Here is a 16,028-nt window from a genome sequence, read left to right on the forward strand (position 1 = left end):
GGTATATTAAATTAATAGTAGCAAAGGCAGCTTATTGAATGCAGTTAATTACCGCAGGTATCAATATATCCCGAACTGGCCATCGTTATTTAAATTGATGTTGTGGTTTTGGGCGGTTTGGTTAGCTAAGGCTAAAAACTGCCCGCTGGTGATCAGTTTATGCAGGGCATTTATATCCGTAGCAAATATCCTGTCTTCCTTTATGGCTGGGACATGCTCGCGTACCAATTGATAGCAAGCCTCTATCATACCGGTAGATTGTAAAGGCCTGCGGAACTCCAAAGCTTGTGTGGCATATAGCAATTCAATCGCCTGTATGTATTCAATGTTATTGATGATCTGGTGAAGTTTTCGCCCGCTGATAGATCCCATGGAAACATGATCTTCCTGGCCTAATGATGTTGGCACACTATCGGCACTCGCCGGGAAACAAAGCGTTTTGTTCTCGGTAACCAATGCCGCTGTGGTATATTGCGGTATCATGAGGCCGGAGTTCAGGCCTGCATCGCTGGTCAATAATTTAGGCAATCCGTAACGCCCTTCACTCATCAGGTAGCAACGCCTGTCGGCAATGTTGCCCAGTTCTGCTGCCGCTATGGCTGCATAATCGAGCGGGATGGCCATTGGTTGCCCGTGAAAGTTACCACCGCTAATAGTATCATCAGCGTTAAAAACAATAGGGTTATCAGTAACAGAATTAAGTTCGATCTCCGTCATTTCCTTTAAATGTAGCCAGGCATTGCGAGAAGCGCCGTGCACCTGCGGCATGCAACGTAACGAGTATGGATCCTGCACTCGGTCGCAGTCGGCATGTGAGCTGCCTATCTCCGATCCCTGCAACATAGCTGCCAGGCGTTTGGCTACATGTTTAGTGCCTTTATACGGACGAATCGTATGCAAACGCTCATCAAATGGTTTCGCGGAACCCATCAGCCCTTCTAAGGATACCGCACCGATAATATCAGCTGTATCCAAAATATTTTTGAACCGCTCCACACCATTTACGGCGAAGGCAAGTATGAATTGCGTTCCATTAATTAAAGCCAAACCTTCTTTTGGTCCCAGCGTAAGTGGTTTAAGGTTATTGTCTTTTAATACCACATCAGCGGGGTGGTGTTGCCCATTAACTGATACCTCGCCCAAACCTATCAACGGCAGGAACAAGTGCGACAGCGGCGCCAGATCGCCCGATGCACCTACGGAGCCTTTCTCCGGCACAACCGGTATCACATTATTTTCGATATGCCAGATAATACGCTCTAAAGTTTGTAACGCGATACCGGAGAAGCCCTGCGCCAAAGCGTGCACTTTGGTGATGAGCATCAGTTTGGCAATTTCTTCTGGAATAGGGTTACCTATGCCCACGCTATGGCTTTTCAGGATGTTACTTTGCAACATGCTGGTATCCTGTTCAGATATACGCGTATCGCACAGCGGACCAAACCCGGTATTGATGCCATAAACAGCTTCAGTTCCATGCGCTATCTTCCCCACTTCGCGCCATGAGGTATCAACACGATTTTTGGCCTCTTCATTAATAATTCCTTTTACTTTACCCGCAGCTATGTCAAGGCATAGGCCAACACTTAAATGATCTGTACCGTAATTAAATGTTTTCATTAGAGGTGGCGGCTTTAAGTTTATCTCCTACACGTCCAGACAGGTTGTAAGCGCGGAAAGTATCTTCCATAGCGGTAATGGCAGGCAGTAATTGCTGTAACTGTTCATTACCGCCGGCAAGCTCAGTCATGCTGGTGCTGATAGCATCCCAAATAGGCAGTATTTGTTGCAGCAAGGCTTTGCCCTTCTCTGTGAATTGTACCATTTGGCGACGGCCGTCATCTGCACTTACGGTAGTCTCTACCAGGTTGCGGTTCTTTAAATTAGTGATCAACTGACTGGCGGCAGGGTGCGATACTTCTGTTTTATCGCTCAACTCTTTTATGGATAGTGAGTCGTTCTGCGAAAGCAGGTAAAATACCGGGAACCAACTGGCATCAAATTCGATCCCCTCATTCTGATAAATGCGGTTGATCTCACTCAGGAAAGCTTCACTTAATCGCCTTAACCGACTACCTAATACCAGATAGCCTAAATTTTGATACAAATTCATGTATGCAATTTATATAAGTGCTTATATAAATGCAAGTCACATTTTTTCTGGTTAATTTCTCAATGTAAATGTATCAGCCTTTTTACGCAGTTCGGAAGCATTTATACCTGTATCTTTTACATTTGCGATATGAAAAAACTATCATTACTATTTCTAATAAGCCTTATCTGCGGTACAAGCTTTGCATCTGCGCCGGATACAATTAAACGTGCCGGCTATACACTTATCATATCCGGTAACGATGAGCACTTTGATAAGGCTATCACTGATAAACTGATCAGCACCTTTTTTACGGTTTATCCTAAAATTGTGAACGAATACAACAAGAAAAGCCTAAAAACGGTTAACTTTTTTATTGATACCGCTTACCATGGCGTTGCTGCTACTGATAATGGCCGTGTAGTATTCAGCCCCGCTTACATGACTACTCATCCTGATGATATCGACGTAGTGACCCATGAGGTGATGCACATTGCCCAGGATTACGGCGACTTTGATGGCCCCGGATGGTTAACCGAAGGTATTGCTGACTATGTACGTAACGAGCATGGCGTAGCAAACGCCGCTGCCAAATGGAATCTGCCGGATTTTAAACCAACACAAAACTATAATAATGCTTACCGCGTTACCGCCCGCTTTTTAGTTTGGGTAGAAAAAAAGGTAAAAAAAGGAACTGTTAAAAAGCTTGACAGCCAAATGCGTGGCCGCACCTACACTGCTGCATCCTGGAACAAACTCACCGGTAAATCTGTAGATGACCTGTGGAGAGAATATGCGGCTAATCCCGCGCTGTAAGTTTCAAAGCAATTGCCATAAACAAGAAAGGCTTGCCAATTGGCAAGCCTTTCTTGTTATTATATTTGAACAGATTACGAGCCGCTTAATGCTGCCGCACCGCTTACAATCTCGGTTAATTCTGTTGTAATGGCTGCCTGGCGCGCCTGGTTATATGAAAGCTTAAGTGATTTCAATAACTCACCAGCGTTTTCAGTCGCCTTATCCATGGCGGTCATACGTGCACCGTGCTCAGAAGCGTTTGAATCTAACACTGCGCGGTATAACTGTATTTTAATATTCTTAGGGATCAGTTGCTCTACTATCTCTTCCTTTGAAGGTTCAAGAATATAATCCACCTGGCTTTCCGGAGTAGCGTCTTTTTTAGCAGCTTCTTTCTCGTTCTTTTCAGGTTTTGGCACAGGTAGCAGCTGCTCAGTGATCAGGAACTGCATTGCCGCGTTCTTGAAGTGGTTGTACACCAGTTCAACACGGTCATACTGGCCATTAACAAAACCTTTCATTATCTCATCAGTAATTTTTGATGCGTTAATGAAGTTAAGGTCAAGGTAAAGATCATTATGGTTACCTACCACATTAAACTTGCGGCGGGTGTAAAAGTCATGACCTTTTTTACCAATAGCTACGATAGATACATTACCCGCTTTCATTTGGGCGCTGTATTTTTCACTAATGAGGTTATTGGCAGCTTTTATAGCATTGGTGTTAAATGCACCGGCCAAACCACGGTTTGAGGTTACTACAACTACCAGTACACGCACGGGCTCACGCTCCTGCAGGTAAGGTGATGCACCATCCTCAAGGCTTGCAGAAAGGTTAGCCAACAAGTCCTTCAATTTACTGGCGTAAGGGCGCAATTGTACAATAGCATCAGTAGCTCTGCGCAACTTTGCCGCCGAAACCATTTTCATGGCCTTGGTGATCTGTTGCGTTGAGTTCACAGACGCTATCCTGTTTCTTACTTCTTTTAAATTAGCCATTCGTTGTTTTGAGTATCAAGTCTCGAGTATCAAGTATCAAGATTTTTGCCTTGCTGCTACCCTACTTTCAAAAAGTTTATTTGTATCAGGTATCAAAAACGGGTCTTGATACCTGATACTTGCTACTAAGTACTAATTAATAGTTCGCTGATATTTCTTTAGCTACGGTTTCTAACACACCGGTTAGCTGATCGTCAAACTTACCTGCTTTAAGGGCTGCAAGCACCTCAGGGTGGCGCACCTCTAACTGGCTGGTAAATTCTTCTTCAAACTGGCGTACTTTGTTAACCGGTACGTTACGCATTAAGTTCTTGGTACCAATGTAAATGATAGCAACCTGCTTTTCTACTGATACCGGAGAGAACTGACCTTGTTTAAGGATCTCAACGTTACGTGCACCTTTATCAATTACTGATTTGGTTGAAGCGTCAAGGTCCGAACCGAATTTAGAGAAAGCCTCTAACTCGCGGTACTGTGCCTGGTCAAGCTTTAAGGTACCTGCTACTTTCTTCATTGATTTGATCTGCGCGTTACCACCTACACGAGATACCGAGATACCTACGTTGATGGCCGGGCGGATACCGGCAAGGAACAAGTTAGACTCCAGGAATATCTGACCATCGGTAATGGAGATTACGTTCGTTGGGATATATGCTGATACGTCACCTGCCTGTGTTTCAATAATAGGCAGCGCGGTTAATGAACCGCCACCTTTTACGATGCCTTTGATAGACTCCGGCAGATCGTTCATTTGCTGAGCGATGCTGTCGTTAGAGTTGATCTTAGCGGCACGCTCTAATAAACGGCTGTGCAAGTAAAATACGTCACCAGGGTAAGCCTCGCGGCCTGGTGGGCGACGAAGTAACAATGATACTTCGCGATAAGCAACAGCCTGTTTTGAAAGGTCATCATAGATAATCAAAGCAGGGCGGCCGGTATCACGGAAGTACTCACCGATAGCTGCACCCGCAAACGGAGCAAAGAACTGCATGGTAGCAGAGTCTGAAGCGTTTGCAGCAACTACGATAGAGTATGGCATAGCGCCGTTCTCTTCTAATGTACGTACGATGTTAGCTACGGTAGAAGCTTTCTGGCCGCAGGCAACATATATACAGATCACAGGTTTACCTGCGTCATAAAATTCTTTCTGGTTGATGATGGTATCGATACAAACCGCAGTTTTACCTGTTTGGCGGTCACCGATAACCAACTCACGCTGGCCACGGCCGATAGGGATCATCGCGTCGATAGCTTTGATACCGGTTTGTAATGGCTCGGTAACCGGCTGGCGGTAGATAACGCCGGGTGCTTTACGTTCCAAAGGCATCTCGTAAGTTTGACCGGTGATTGGGCCTTTACCATCAATAGGAGTTCCTAAAGTATCAACAACACGGCCAAGCATACCTTCGCCTACGTTGATAGATGCAATACGGTTGGTACGTTTAACGGTGTCGCCTTCTTTAATATCGTCTGATTTACCTAACAATACCACACCCACGTTATCTTCTTCAAGGTTAAGTACGATACCCTGTAAACCGTTACCAAACTCAACCAGCTCACCTGATTGTACTTTGCTTAAACCGTAAACACGTGCAATACCGTCACCCACCTGGAGTACAGTACCCACTTCTTCTAATTCAGATTCTGACTTAAAGCCGGCTAATTGCTGACGCAGGATAGCTGATACTTCGTCCGGTCTTACCTCTACCATTTTAAATTTATTTAGAGTTTATTTTTCTGTTATTAAACTGCCTTAGCGGCAAAATCTTTTCTTAATTTATTGAGGGCGCTTTGTACGCTGGTATCCAGTTGTCTGTCGCCAACGGTAAGTACAAAACCACCTATTAAAGCTGCATCAACCTTAGCGTTAAGCTGTATGGTACCGCCAATGGCTTTCTGCAACTCATCAGTAATAACCTGTTTATTAGCGGCAGATAGCGGTGTTGCTGATACCACGGTAGCCTTAGTGATGTGTTTAGCTATATTGTACAAATTGATATACTCTTTAGCCGTTACATACAAAACATCGCCGCGGCCTTTATTCACCATCAACTTAAAAAAGGCAATGGTTAATTTATCAACCTTACCGCCAAATACGCCATCCAGTATCTGCACTTTTTTGTGTTGCGGAACAATTGGGTTGCTCAATACCGCTTTAAGTTCAGATGATGCCTTAACTGTTGCAATAAAGGTATCCATATCTGCTTTAATGGCATCAACAATATTTTGTTCCTGCGCAAGCTCTATAAGCGATTTGGCGTACCTGATCCCTATGGTTACTTCTGACATAGTATTTTAGTAGTGAGTGGTGAACAGCGAGTGATGATCAGTTAACTAATCTCTAAACTCTGATCACTAATCTCTAATTATAATTTCACTTCTTTTAACAGTTGCGATACAAGCTCGTCCTGCTTTTGCTGATCTTGCAGCTGGTTTTGTAAGATCTTTTCGGCAACCTGTATAGATAGCGTAGCCACCTGGTTTTTAACATCAGCCATCGCTATAGCTTTCTGGTTGTTTATTTCAACACGTGCAAGCTCAATCTGGCGCGCGCCTTCTTTATGGGCAGCATCTTTAGCATCAGCAATGATCTGCTCTTTTATTTTCTTGGCTTCAGAAAGGATCAGGTCGCGCTCGGCACGGGCTTGTTTTAACAAGCTTTCGTTCTCGTTGGTAAGGCGGCTCATTTCCTCTTTAGCTGCTTCAGCTTTCAGCAAAGCATCTTCGATAGAACGCTCACGATCATCAATAGCGCCCATGATGGGTTTCCATGCAAATTTAGCAAGCAGGAAAAACAGCACTAAGAACGATACGGTGGTCCAAAAAACTAAACCAATCTCAGGAGTTACTAATTCCATGTTTTGTTTTATATATGAGTTTAAATGTCAAATTTTAATAACCTTACCTGCCGCCAACCGCTGCAGGTAAGGTTAAAATTTTTCTCCGGGTTGAGATTATTTCAAGCCCAGGAATGATACCACCACACCGAACAGAGCAGCACCCTCAATAAGGGCGGCAGCAATGATCATCGCAGTTTGGATTTTTGAAGCAGCTTCAGGCTGGCGAGAGATACCTTCCATCGCTTTACCACCTACCTGACCGATACCGATACCAGCACCGATAACCGCTAAACCTGCACCTAATGCAGCAATACTTCCAATCATTGTTTTAAATTTAAAAGTGAATATATATTATATGGTTATTTACAATTATTAATGGTGATGCTCTTCAATAGCAGTACCAATGAACAGGGCGGTCAACAACGTAAAGATAAAGGCCTGCAACGCGGCAACCAGCAACTCTAACACATCCATAAACACTACGAACGCTACCGATACAGGTGCAATAGCTACGCTCTTGAACACAAATATCAATGATATTAAGCTCAGTACGATAATGTGACCTGCGGTGATGTTAGCAAACAAACGGATCATTAACGCGAAAGGCTTGGAGATGATACCCACCAGCTCTACCGGCCACATAATTGGATACAACCAAACCGGTACATCCGGCGCGAAAATGTGTTTCCAATAGTATTTATTACCGTTTACATTTACAATGATCAGGGTGATAACTGATAGTACAAAAGTTACCGCGATGTTACCGGTTAAGTTTGAACCACCCGGAAAGAACGGAACCAAACCTATAAGGTTGTTGATCCAGATAAAGAAAAACACGGTTAACAGCAACGGCATAAAGCGCTGGTATTTGTAACCAATGTTTGGGCGGGCAATATCATCACGTACAAACAGGATGATAGGCTCCATAAAAGACTGCAAGCCTTTTGGCGCTTTACCTACACGCTTTTTGTAAGCGGCAGAAACGCTAAAGAAGATGATGATCAACAACAAAAAGGAGATCCACATACTTACCACGTTCTTGGTGATAGAGAAGTCGATCAGTTTTTTGTGCATATTAAGCATATTAGCGCCTGCAGTAAGCTCCTCACCCGGGCCTACAATACTAATTTTGTCCTTTACCAGGCGATAAGTATAATATTTACCGGTATAATCGGCATGGCCGTGCTCAAAATGAGCCGAAGAGAATACTTCAAAACCTTTGTCGGTATATAAAATAACCGGCAGCGGGAAAGTGGTAGTACCCCACAGATGCCAGCTATGCGAATCGGCAATGTGTTCAAGTATTACCTCACTTGGGCTAAACTCCTCCTTATTGTGGCTTTCTGCACCGGTAGCGGCATGTTCCTCATGTTGTATAGCAAAACTTTTACAAGTGAAAAACGTGAGAAAAACGCCTAAAATGAGGCTTAAAGCTATTTTTTTGAATTCAAAATATGGCTTAAATACATTGAATGGGTGTTTTTTGCTTTTAATTTTGGTTGCGCAAGTTACACAACAAAACGTAAACTTCAAAGGCGGTATTTAAGAAATATAAATAACAGAAATTGGCTAAAAAAACGCCGTGATCCGGGTGTATTTTTGACACAAAAACCAAGGCGAAAGCCATGCATCCAAGCATCTTTACCACGGTTGTGGCCAGGAAGGTTTGGGCATATAAACCGGGTTTAATGCGCTGTATGACCCCTAACGCGGCAATTACCATAAAAGTGAACAGGGTGATCAGGAAAAAAAGCGCCCAGAATTTTGGCACCAGCCACGCGGTTTTTCCAATACTTTGCAGCACATAAGGTGGCGCGGCCAGCAGTAAAATAAATACTACAAAACGCAGGTATACAGTTATTTTTTTCAATTTCTTACCGCCCTTATCACCAGATATAATGAAACAAAAACACCAATTAATGATAAAACGGCAGTCACCCACTTAGTGGCATGGCCCGCAGTTTCATCAATTTTGTAACCGGCAAAGGCAAATACACCTATAACCACAATCATCTGGAAGGCCACGCCGGTATACTTAGCATAGGCGTTTACTTCAGTTTTACCACTGGTATTTTCCTTTTGTTCATTTTGTGCCATGGGGCAAATTTATTAAACCTATTGCATTATGTTTAGTATTTTAGCGAGGCATTTATAAACAGCCTGCAACCTTGTCTAAACCATTAACGAATAACCGCCAATTGAGGGATATTTTCACTTTAAACAGATGGGTATCGGCCCAGTATACGGTACTTGCCACTATTTTAATAATGGCAGGATGCTCGCTTGAAAAAAAAGCACCCTTAACCGGGGGCTGCAAAACCTTACCGCTAAATATAATATCCTGTTTAATGCTAACGAGCTATTGCGGCAAAAGCAACAGGCATATGAGCAAGCCTATGTAGACGATTACAGCGAATTGTTGAGTGTTTACCGCGATACTATTGCCGGTATGGTAGACCAGCCAGACAAAGACCTTGACGCCGTTAAGGCACGTGCTAACACCATCATCAGCGTTAAGGAGCAAAGCCACTATCTGGGTGATGCTTACCTGCTGCTATGCAAAGCCGATTTTTATGATGGTGATTATTTTGATGCGATTGAATATGCCAATTATGTGGCACGTTCTTACGGCGATAAGCAACCCGATCTAAAACAGGAAGCACTGGTATACAAAGCCCGCGCGCTATTGTACATTAAACAACCCGCGGATGCCAAAGTAACCTTAGACACCGCGCTGCAAAACATCAACCCAAAAAAAAGTATAACCGCCGATGTGTATGCCAGCAAACTGCAATATGACATTAATGTACAGGATTACGCCGATGCCGAAAACATGGCCAAGCTGGCCATACAGTATGCCAATAGCACCGAGCGAAAAATAAGATGGACGTTTATACTTGGGCAGTTGCAGGAACTTAACAACAAGCCCGTTGATGCCATACAAAGTTATAGCCGGGTGGCCAAAAGCAACGCGTTGTTTGATATGGCTTTTAATGCCAACCTTAACCGCATACGTATTGAGGAAGGCCGCAATGGTGTTAAACTTACCCGCCTGGCCCGGCTGCGATCGTTATTAAAGAACCAGAATAACCGTGAATTTAATGACCAGATCTATTACCAGATCGCGGAGCTGCAGTACACCGGCGGCGATATAGACGATGCTTTAAAGAGTTACCGGCAGTCTGCAAGAGCGACTACGCGTAACCAAACGCAGAAAGGCCTTGCTTACCTGCGCATGGCCGATATTTATTTTAAAGATAAAGCGGACTATATAAAGGCCAGTAACTTTTACGACAGCACGCTCGCTAACCTGCCCCCTACTTACCCCCGCTACGCCCTTATCAGGAAAAAAAGCGAGAACCTGCAGGTACTGGCCGATAGGTTACAAATAATAGCCCATGAAGACACGCTCCAAATGCTGGCCCGGATGGATGAAGCTACACGCATGGCCCGTATAGATAAAATGGTTGAGGCTCGCACCCTGCAGCAATCCCAGGCCGCCAGCATAGTAACGGCCGCTCAGGCGCGTACTGCTGTAAATGTGAACGAGCCGCCTGCGGAAAGCCTGCCAACCGGCAGCGCCTTCTATTTTAATAATGCAAACGCTGTAAGCCAGGGTTTCAGCAGTTTTAAACGGGTATGGGGCAACCGTAAACTGGAAGATAACTGGCGCAGGGCCAATAGGGCAAGCAGTAACATCACTCAAAACAACAGCATTCCTATTACCGCTACCGACCCTGACCTGGTAACAACCAACTCCGACAATCCTGCTAACCCTGTAAATATTAACGCCGCCAGCTATCGCCAGCAACTCATGCAGGACCTGCCACTTACACCACAGCTAATGGCACAATCAAACAAACGCATGTTTGATGCCTACATGGATATCGCCAATTTTTACCGTGATATACTGGAAGATAAAAAAGAAGCAATTGCCGCATATGAGAAGATATTGATCCGTTTTGAGGGTAATGATAATACACCGGCCATCTACTATAATCTGTATCGTCTGTATACAGATTCAAATGAACCAGCTATGGCTAACAAATACAAGGATATGCTGGTGAAAAATTATCCTCAAACGCCATTCGCCAAAACCATACTTGATCCTGATTACGCAAGGCATATGAATGAGGAGGATACCGGTTTCAGCAATCTGTACAATAATGTCTATCAACTTTACGCTACAAAGCAATACCCACAGGTGGTTACCGCGGCCGATGCATTGATAATGCAGTACCCTAACAATCGTTATGCGGCCAAGCTATATTACCTGCGTGCCTTTGCTGCGGCGCATAGCGAGCCACTGGCTCCTTTTAGCGCCGAATTGCGGCAGATCGTTTCCCGCTTCCCTGACGACAAACTGATCACCCCGCTGGTTAACCAGCATCTGGCCTACATCGCCGCTAACCAGCAGGAACTGGCACAACGCAAGGTAGTACTTACCGACCGCGACGCTACAGAGCCTTTATTTACCATACCTGTGGTTTATCAGCAAAATACAGAGTATCGCGTACCTGCCGAAAAAATTGAAATTGTGCCCGATGTACGCAAGCCCGAAGAAAAGCCGCTGATTGCGCAACAACCCGTGGTAAAAGAAACGCCAAAAGCAGAAACCAAAGCGGTTGATATTCCCGCAACTGCACAGCAGCCAGTTTTAACCAAACCTGCTGACGCAGGAGTTAAAACTGCTCCCGAGGAGCCAAAGAGCACTACAGTTATAACCGAAAAGCTAACGCCATCCATATTTAACCTACGCGATAGCACTAACTATTACTTTGTTATTAATGTGAGCACAGGCACAACAGATCTGGCTTCTTCACGTTTTGGCATTGGGCAATTCAACAGGGTTAATTTTGAGAAGGGCGCTATCAAACATCAGCTAAAAGCGGTGGGGGCTAACAACCAGTTAATTTATGTTGGCCGCTTTACCAGCCTTAGCAATGTTAAGGACTACGCGAGGGCCATTATACCGCTGCTGCCTGATATTATGAACATCCCAAGGGATAAATACAGCTTTTTTATCATAACAAAGGAAAATCTGGATAAATTAGCCGACCGAAAAACATTGGATAGTTACATTGACTATTATCAGAAAAATTATTGAAAAGCATGAAAGCTAAGCTATCGCAACAAGATATAAAACGTTACAACTGGTACATATGGCGCTTCTTTATTGCCTGCTTCGCTATATTCGCGGTTATTCTTTTCCTCATAGCCTTCCAGGTATTCGGGCCGCTGCCCTCATTCAGGGAATTGGAAAATCCTAAAAGCGACCAGGCATCAGAAGTAATTTCATCTGATAAGCAGGTTATAGGAAAATACTACATAAAAAACCGCACCAGCGTTACCTATAAGCAAATTTCACCCAATGTAATTAACGCGTTGGTTGCTACAGAAGACGCGCGCTTTTTTGAGCATTCCGGTATTGATTTCCAGCGTACGTTTACCATTGTATTGTATAACCTGGTAGGTAAAAAACAAGGTGGTAGTACCATAACGCAGCAGTTGGCACTTAACCTGTTTTCCGAGCGTTCGCACAACCCCTTTAAACGTGTTGTTCAAAAATTACAGGAATGGATAACTGCCGTTAAGCTCGAAAGAAATTATACCAAAGAGGAGATCCTCACCCTATATTTAAATACCGTTGATTTTGGCGCTTACAACACCTTTGGTATTAGCTCGGCATCGCGCACGTACTTTAATGTCACACCAGATAAGCTAACACCCGACCAGGCTGCTCTGCTCATCGGCATGATCAACGGCCCGGGCATCTACTCGCCTATCAATCACCCGGATAACGCGCTTAACCGCCGTAATTTTGTTTTACGCCGCATGGCTGAGGAAAATTACCTGAGCGCAGGGCAGGCCGAAGAATTTAAGGGCAAACCACTTGGGCTTAAATTTAATCCCATTGACCACAATGACGGTATTGCCACCTATTTCCGAGCGGTATTAAAAAAGGAAGTGCAAAAGATAATGGTAGATAAAGCCATTTTTAAACCGGACGGCGTTACCCCTTACGACCTTGACCGCGATGGACTGAAGATCTATACTACTATTAACGCTACTATGCAGCAATACGCCGAAGATGCTCAAAAAGAGTATATGCGTAACCTGCAAGCTCAGTTTAACGCGCACTGGAAAGGTATCAGCTTGTGGAAAACCATCCCTACCTTTAAATCACTGCTGGATAAGGGTATGAAACGTTCTGACCGTTACATTGCCGCCAAGCAGTTAGGAAAATCTGACGAGGAAATAAGAGAAGAATTTAATACGCCGGCCAAAATGAACCTGTTTACCTGGCGTGGTGACATTGATACGTTGATGAAACCCATTGACTCTATTGTGTACTGCAAAATGATGCTGCGCAACGCTATGATGAGTATGGATCCTACTACGGGTTACATTAAAGCCTGGGTAGGCGGCACCAACTTTGAACACTTTAAGTACGACCAGGTAAAAATGGGTACCCGGCAGGTAGGCTCAACTGCCAAACCGTTCACGTATACAGTAGCTGTGGAGAATGGTTTTTCGCCATGTATGCAGGTACCTAACGAGCCTATTACTATTACGGGTTATGGTACACCATGGTCGCCCCGCTCATCCCCGAGCGAAACCGTACCCGGGGTAATTACCTTACGCACCGCGCTGGCACGTTCACAGAACTGGGTTACCGCCTATGTAATGAACGAGGTTAAACCACAGCCCGTTGCCGACCTGATCAAAAAGATGGGAATCACCAGCCCTGTGCCGCCATACCCATCCATCTGCCTGGGTACTTTTGACGCCTCGGTATTTGACATGACAGGCGCTTACTCGGCATTTGCCAACCAGGGTGTTTGGACCGAACCTACTTACCTGTTACGCATTGAGGATAAGAACGGTAACGTATTATACAACAATTCGCCCCGTGTAGTGCAGGCTATTAACGAGCAAACCGCTTACGTAATGACCTACATGCTAAAGGCCGTTATTGACGAAGGAACCGGCTGGCGCATGCGCGGTACTTATAAGCTTATGAACCCTATAGGCGGTAAAACCGGTACCACCAATGATAACTCTGATGGGTGGTTCATTGGCATTACCCCACAATTGGTAACCGGCGTTTGGACTGGCTGCGAAGACAGGGATATCCACTTCCGCTCTACCCGCCTGGGCGAGGGTGCCAATACCGCGCTGCCTATATTTGCGTTGTATATGAAGCGGGTATATGCCAACCCTGAACTGGGCATCAAAAAGAACGTCGACTTTGTTCCGCCAAAGTCCGGTTTATCTATCACGCTTGATTGCAACGCCTACAGCCAGCAACAAACCGGGCAAACAGAAGTGGAGAAGAAGTTAGATTTTTAAGAATCTGTTGTAACGTTTGAGTGTTGTAAGGTTTAAAAGTTTTGCTTTCTAACAAATCCAACATTACAACATTGTAACGTTGCAACCTTCCAACAACAAATGGAAAAATTCGATTACCGAGAAGCGTTAAAAAATATCCCGCATAAACCCGGTGTATACCAATACTGGGATGTGAATAACGAGCTGATATATATTGGCAAGGCAAAGGACCTGCGCAACCGCGTGGGCTCTTACTTTAACAAGGATACGCAGATAAACGCCAAAACACGCGTGCTGGTATCTAAGATACGCAAGATCACCTTTACTATTGTTGATACGGAGGTGGACGCCTGGCTGCTGGAAAACAGCATGATCAAGAAGCATCAGCCCCGTTACAACGTAATGCTTAAGGATGATAAGACCTACCCCTGGATCATCATTAAGAACGAGAATTTCCCGCGTATTTACTGGACCAGGCGCATTATCAAAGACGGCTCAAAATACCTTGGCCCTTATGCCTCAGTAAGCATGATGCATACCATATTAGGGCTTATCAAAGAAACCTATCCGCTGCGCACCTGCAACCTGGCACTCACGCGCGAAAACATTGATAAAGGCAAGTTTAAAGTATGCCTGGAATATCAATTGGGCAACTGTAAAGGCCCTTGCCAGAATTTTCAGTCTGAACAAGATTATGACCGCAACATCAGCGAAATTACCGATGTTTTGAATGGCAAAATAGGCAATGTGGTGCGTAACCTTAAACGCGATATTGACGAAGCCGTTGCCGACCTTAACTTTGAACTGGCCCACCGTCTTAAACGCAAATCGGACCTTTTAGAAAACTACCAGAGCAAATCAACAGTAGTAAACTCGTCAATTACCGATGTGGATGTATTCAGCATCGCATCCGAGGAAAAATATGCCTTTGTTAACTACTTAAAGGTGATGAATGGCACTATTATCCAAACGCAAACCATTGAGCTTAAAAAACGGCTGGATGAAAGCGACGAGGAACTGCTGGAGATAGCCATAAGCGAGTTCAGGAGCCGGTATAATAGCACGTCGAAAGAGATCATTGTGCCGTTTAACATCGACCTGGAAGATACCCGTATTAAATTTACCGTACCAAAACTGGGTGAGAAAAGGAAACTGCTGGATCTGTCGCAAAAGAATGTGCAGTTCTTTAAAAAAGAAAAGATAGACCAGTACGAAAAACTTAACCCCGAAGTGCGTACCGAGCGCCTGCTTTCGCAGATGATGAAAGATTTGCGCATGAACCAGTTGCCCCGCCATATTGAGTGTTTTGACAACTCCAACTTTCAGGGTAAATACCCGGTATCGGCCATTGTGGTTTTCAGGGATGCGAAACCTTCAAAAAAGGATTATCGCTTTTTTAACGTAAAAACGGTTGAGGGACCAAACGACTTTGCCACCATGGAAGAAGCCGTTTACCGCAGGTACCGCCGTGTACTGGATGAAGATACCGGCCTGCCCCAACTGATCATTATTGACGGTGGCAAGGGCCAGCTTTCATCGGCTATGAAAAGCCTTAAACTGCTGGGTATTGATAAACAGGTAACCGTGATAGGCATTGCCAAGCGCCTGGAAGAACTATACTATCCCGGCGACCAATACCCGATGTACCTGGACAAAAAATCTGAAACCTTAAAGATCATACAGCAACTGCGTGATGAAGCGCACCGCTTTGGTATTACGGCCCACCGCAAAAAACGAGACAAAGGCACTTTAGCCACCGAACTGGAACTGATAGACGGCATAGGCAAAACCACCGCCGAAAAGCTTTTAAAATACTTTAAATCGGTAAAGAAGATACGGGAAGCTTCTGAATCGGAATTACAGGAGGTAGTAAATCTGAAACAGGCCAAAGCCATAACCGCCTACTTTAATCCTGCTGTAAGCGAGCAAAAAGCAGGCGGCTTATTACCTTAAAATTTCATTATAACA

Annotated in this window: 14 protein-coding genes; 4 read left to right on the forward strand and 10 right to left on the reverse strand. The window is 44.6% G+C overall.

The genetic code is table 11. The annotated features are described in order from the left end of the window. Positions 1 to 60 precede the first annotated feature (60 nt). Positions 61 to 1,620, reverse strand: a complete 1,560-nt coding sequence (gene hutH / locus CKK33_RS19115) for a histidine ammonia-lyase (RefSeq protein ID WP_095705652.1) — start codon at positions 1,618 to 1,620, stop codon at positions 61 to 63. Beyond that, positions 1,607 to 2,113: a MarR family winged helix-turn-helix transcriptional regulator gene (locus tag CKK33_RS19120; protein WP_095705653.1), complete on the reverse strand. Its 507-nt coding sequence runs from the start codon at positions 2,111 to 2,113 to the stop codon at positions 1,607 to 1,609. Before CKK33_RS19120 ends, hutH begins: the two co-directional genes overlap by 14 nt. Positions 2,114 to 2,242: 129 nt before the next feature. Between CKK33_RS19120 and CKK33_RS19125 the strand changes: the two genes are divergently transcribed. Next, positions 2,243 to 2,908 (forward strand): basic secretory protein-like protein, encoded by a 666-nt coding sequence (locus CKK33_RS19125; protein WP_095705654.1) that lies wholly within the window; start codon positions 2,243 to 2,245, stop codon positions 2,906 to 2,908. A gap of 74 nt (positions 2,909 to 2,982) precedes the next feature. Here the strand turns inward: CKK33_RS19125 and atpG are convergent, their stop codons facing one another. The 8 genes from atpG to CKK33_RS19165 form a co-directional block, all read right to left on the reverse strand. Beyond that, the gene (gene atpG / locus CKK33_RS19130; protein WP_095705655.1) at positions 2,983 to 3,888 is read right to left on the reverse strand and encodes an ATP synthase F1 subunit gamma; all 906 of its coding nucleotides are present in this window, start codon (positions 3,886 to 3,888) and stop codon (positions 2,983 to 2,985) included. A gap of 136 nt (positions 3,889 to 4,024) precedes the next feature. Next, positions 4,025 to 5,599: a F0F1 ATP synthase subunit alpha gene (gene atpA, locus CKK33_RS19135; protein ID WP_095705656.1), complete on the reverse strand. Its 1,575-nt coding sequence runs from the start codon at positions 5,597 to 5,599 to the stop codon at positions 4,025 to 4,027. A 32-nt stretch (positions 5,600 to 5,631) separates the two neighbouring features. After that, complete coding sequence (gene atpH, locus CKK33_RS19140) at positions 5,632 to 6,177, reverse strand: ATP synthase F1 subunit delta (RefSeq protein ID WP_095705657.1); 546 nt, start codon at positions 6,175 to 6,177, stop codon at positions 5,632 to 5,634. 77 nt (positions 6,178 to 6,254) lie between these two features. After that, positions 6,255 to 6,746, reverse strand: a complete 492-nt coding sequence (gene atpF / locus CKK33_RS19145) for a F0F1 ATP synthase subunit B (protein ID WP_095705658.1) — start codon at positions 6,744 to 6,746, stop codon at positions 6,255 to 6,257. Between the two features lie 96 nt (positions 6,747 to 6,842). Then, a complete protein-coding gene (atpE, locus tag CKK33_RS19150) occupies positions 6,843 to 7,052 on the reverse strand; it encodes an ATP synthase F0 subunit C (RefSeq protein ID WP_022830206.1) in 210 nt (69 codons plus the stop codon). A 48-nt stretch (positions 7,053 to 7,100) separates the two neighbouring features. After that, complete coding sequence (atpB, locus tag CKK33_RS19155; RefSeq protein ID WP_233138267.1) at positions 7,101 to 8,261, reverse strand: F0F1 ATP synthase subunit A; 1,161 nt, start codon at positions 8,259 to 8,261, stop codon at positions 7,101 to 7,103. After that, positions 8,218 to 8,598: a hypothetical protein gene (locus CKK33_RS19160; RefSeq protein ID WP_095705659.1), complete on the reverse strand. Its 381-nt coding sequence runs from the start codon at positions 8,596 to 8,598 to the stop codon at positions 8,218 to 8,220. The genes atpB and CKK33_RS19160 overlap by 44 nt, the downstream gene beginning before the upstream one ends. Further along, positions 8,595 to 8,825: an AtpZ/AtpI family protein gene (locus CKK33_RS19165; RefSeq protein WP_095705660.1), complete on the reverse strand. Its 231-nt coding sequence runs from the start codon at positions 8,823 to 8,825 to the stop codon at positions 8,595 to 8,597. The genes CKK33_RS19160 and CKK33_RS19165 overlap by 4 nt, the downstream gene beginning before the upstream one ends. A 265-nt stretch (positions 8,826 to 9,090) precedes the next feature. Here CKK33_RS19165 and CKK33_RS19170 point away from each other — a divergent pair, with 265 nt between their 5' ends. The 3 genes from CKK33_RS19170 (at position 9,091) to uvrC (ending at position 16,013) form a co-directional block, all read left to right on the forward strand. Beyond that, positions 9,091 to 11,835 carry a hypothetical protein gene (locus CKK33_RS19170; protein ID WP_095705661.1) on the forward strand — a complete coding sequence of 915 codons (2,745 nt, stop codon included), beginning with the start codon at positions 9,091 to 9,093 and terminating at the stop codon, positions 11,833 to 11,835. 5 nt (positions 11,836 to 11,840) lie between these two features. Beyond that, on the forward strand, positions 11,841 to 14,081 hold the full coding sequence (locus CKK33_RS19175; protein ID WP_095705662.1) for a penicillin-binding protein 1A: 2,241 nt from the start codon (positions 11,841 to 11,843) through the stop codon (positions 14,079 to 14,081). Positions 14,082 to 14,180: 99 nt separating this feature from the next. Next, positions 14,181 to 16,013, forward strand: a complete 1,833-nt coding sequence (uvrC, locus tag CKK33_RS19180) for an excinuclease ABC subunit UvrC (RefSeq protein WP_095705663.1) — start codon at positions 14,181 to 14,183, stop codon at positions 16,011 to 16,013. Positions 16,014 to 16,028 lie beyond the last annotated feature (15 nt).

It is taken from the genome of Mucilaginibacter sp. MD40 (genome assembly GCF_002288635.1).
Classification (GTDB): domain Bacteria; phylum Bacteroidota; class Bacteroidia; order Sphingobacteriales; family Sphingobacteriaceae; genus Mucilaginibacter.

Coding starts and splice junctions, on each gene's coding strand:
- hutH (WP_095705652.1), bottom strand. CDS start 1,620: ATGAAAACATTTAATTACGGTACAGATCATTTAAGTGTTGGCCTATGC.
- CKK33_RS19120 (WP_095705653.1), bottom strand. CDS start 2,113: ATGAATTTGTATCAAAATTTAGGCTATCTGGTATTAGGTAGTCGGTTA.
- CKK33_RS19125 (WP_095705654.1), top strand. CDS start 2,243: ATGAAAAAACTATCATTACTATTTCTAATAAGCCTTATCTGCGGTACA.
- atpG (WP_095705655.1), bottom strand. CDS start 3,888: ATGGCTAATTTAAAAGAAGTAAGAAACAGGATAGCGTCTGTGAACTCA.
- atpA (WP_095705656.1), bottom strand. CDS start 5,599: ATGGTAGAGGTAAGACCGGACGAAGTATCAGCTATCCTGCGTCAGCAA.
- atpH (WP_095705657.1), bottom strand. CDS start 6,177: ATGTCAGAAGTAACCATAGGGATCAGGTACGCCAAATCGCTTATAGAG.
- atpF (WP_095705658.1), bottom strand. CDS start 6,746: ATGGAATTAGTAACTCCTGAGATTGGTTTAGTTTTTTGGACCACCGTA.
- atpE (WP_022830206.1), bottom strand. CDS start 7,052: ATGATTGGAAGTATTGCTGCATTAGGTGCAGGTTTAGCGGTTATCGGT.
- CKK33_RS19165 (WP_095705660.1), bottom strand. CDS start 8,825: ATGGCACAAAATGAACAAAAGGAAAATACCAGTGGTAAAACTGAAGTA.
- CKK33_RS19175 (WP_095705662.1), top strand. CDS start 11,841: ATGAAAGCTAAGCTATCGCAACAAGATATAAAACGTTACAACTGGTAC.
- uvrC (WP_095705663.1), top strand. CDS start 14,181: ATGGAAAAATTCGATTACCGAGAAGCGTTAAAAAATATCCCGCATAAA.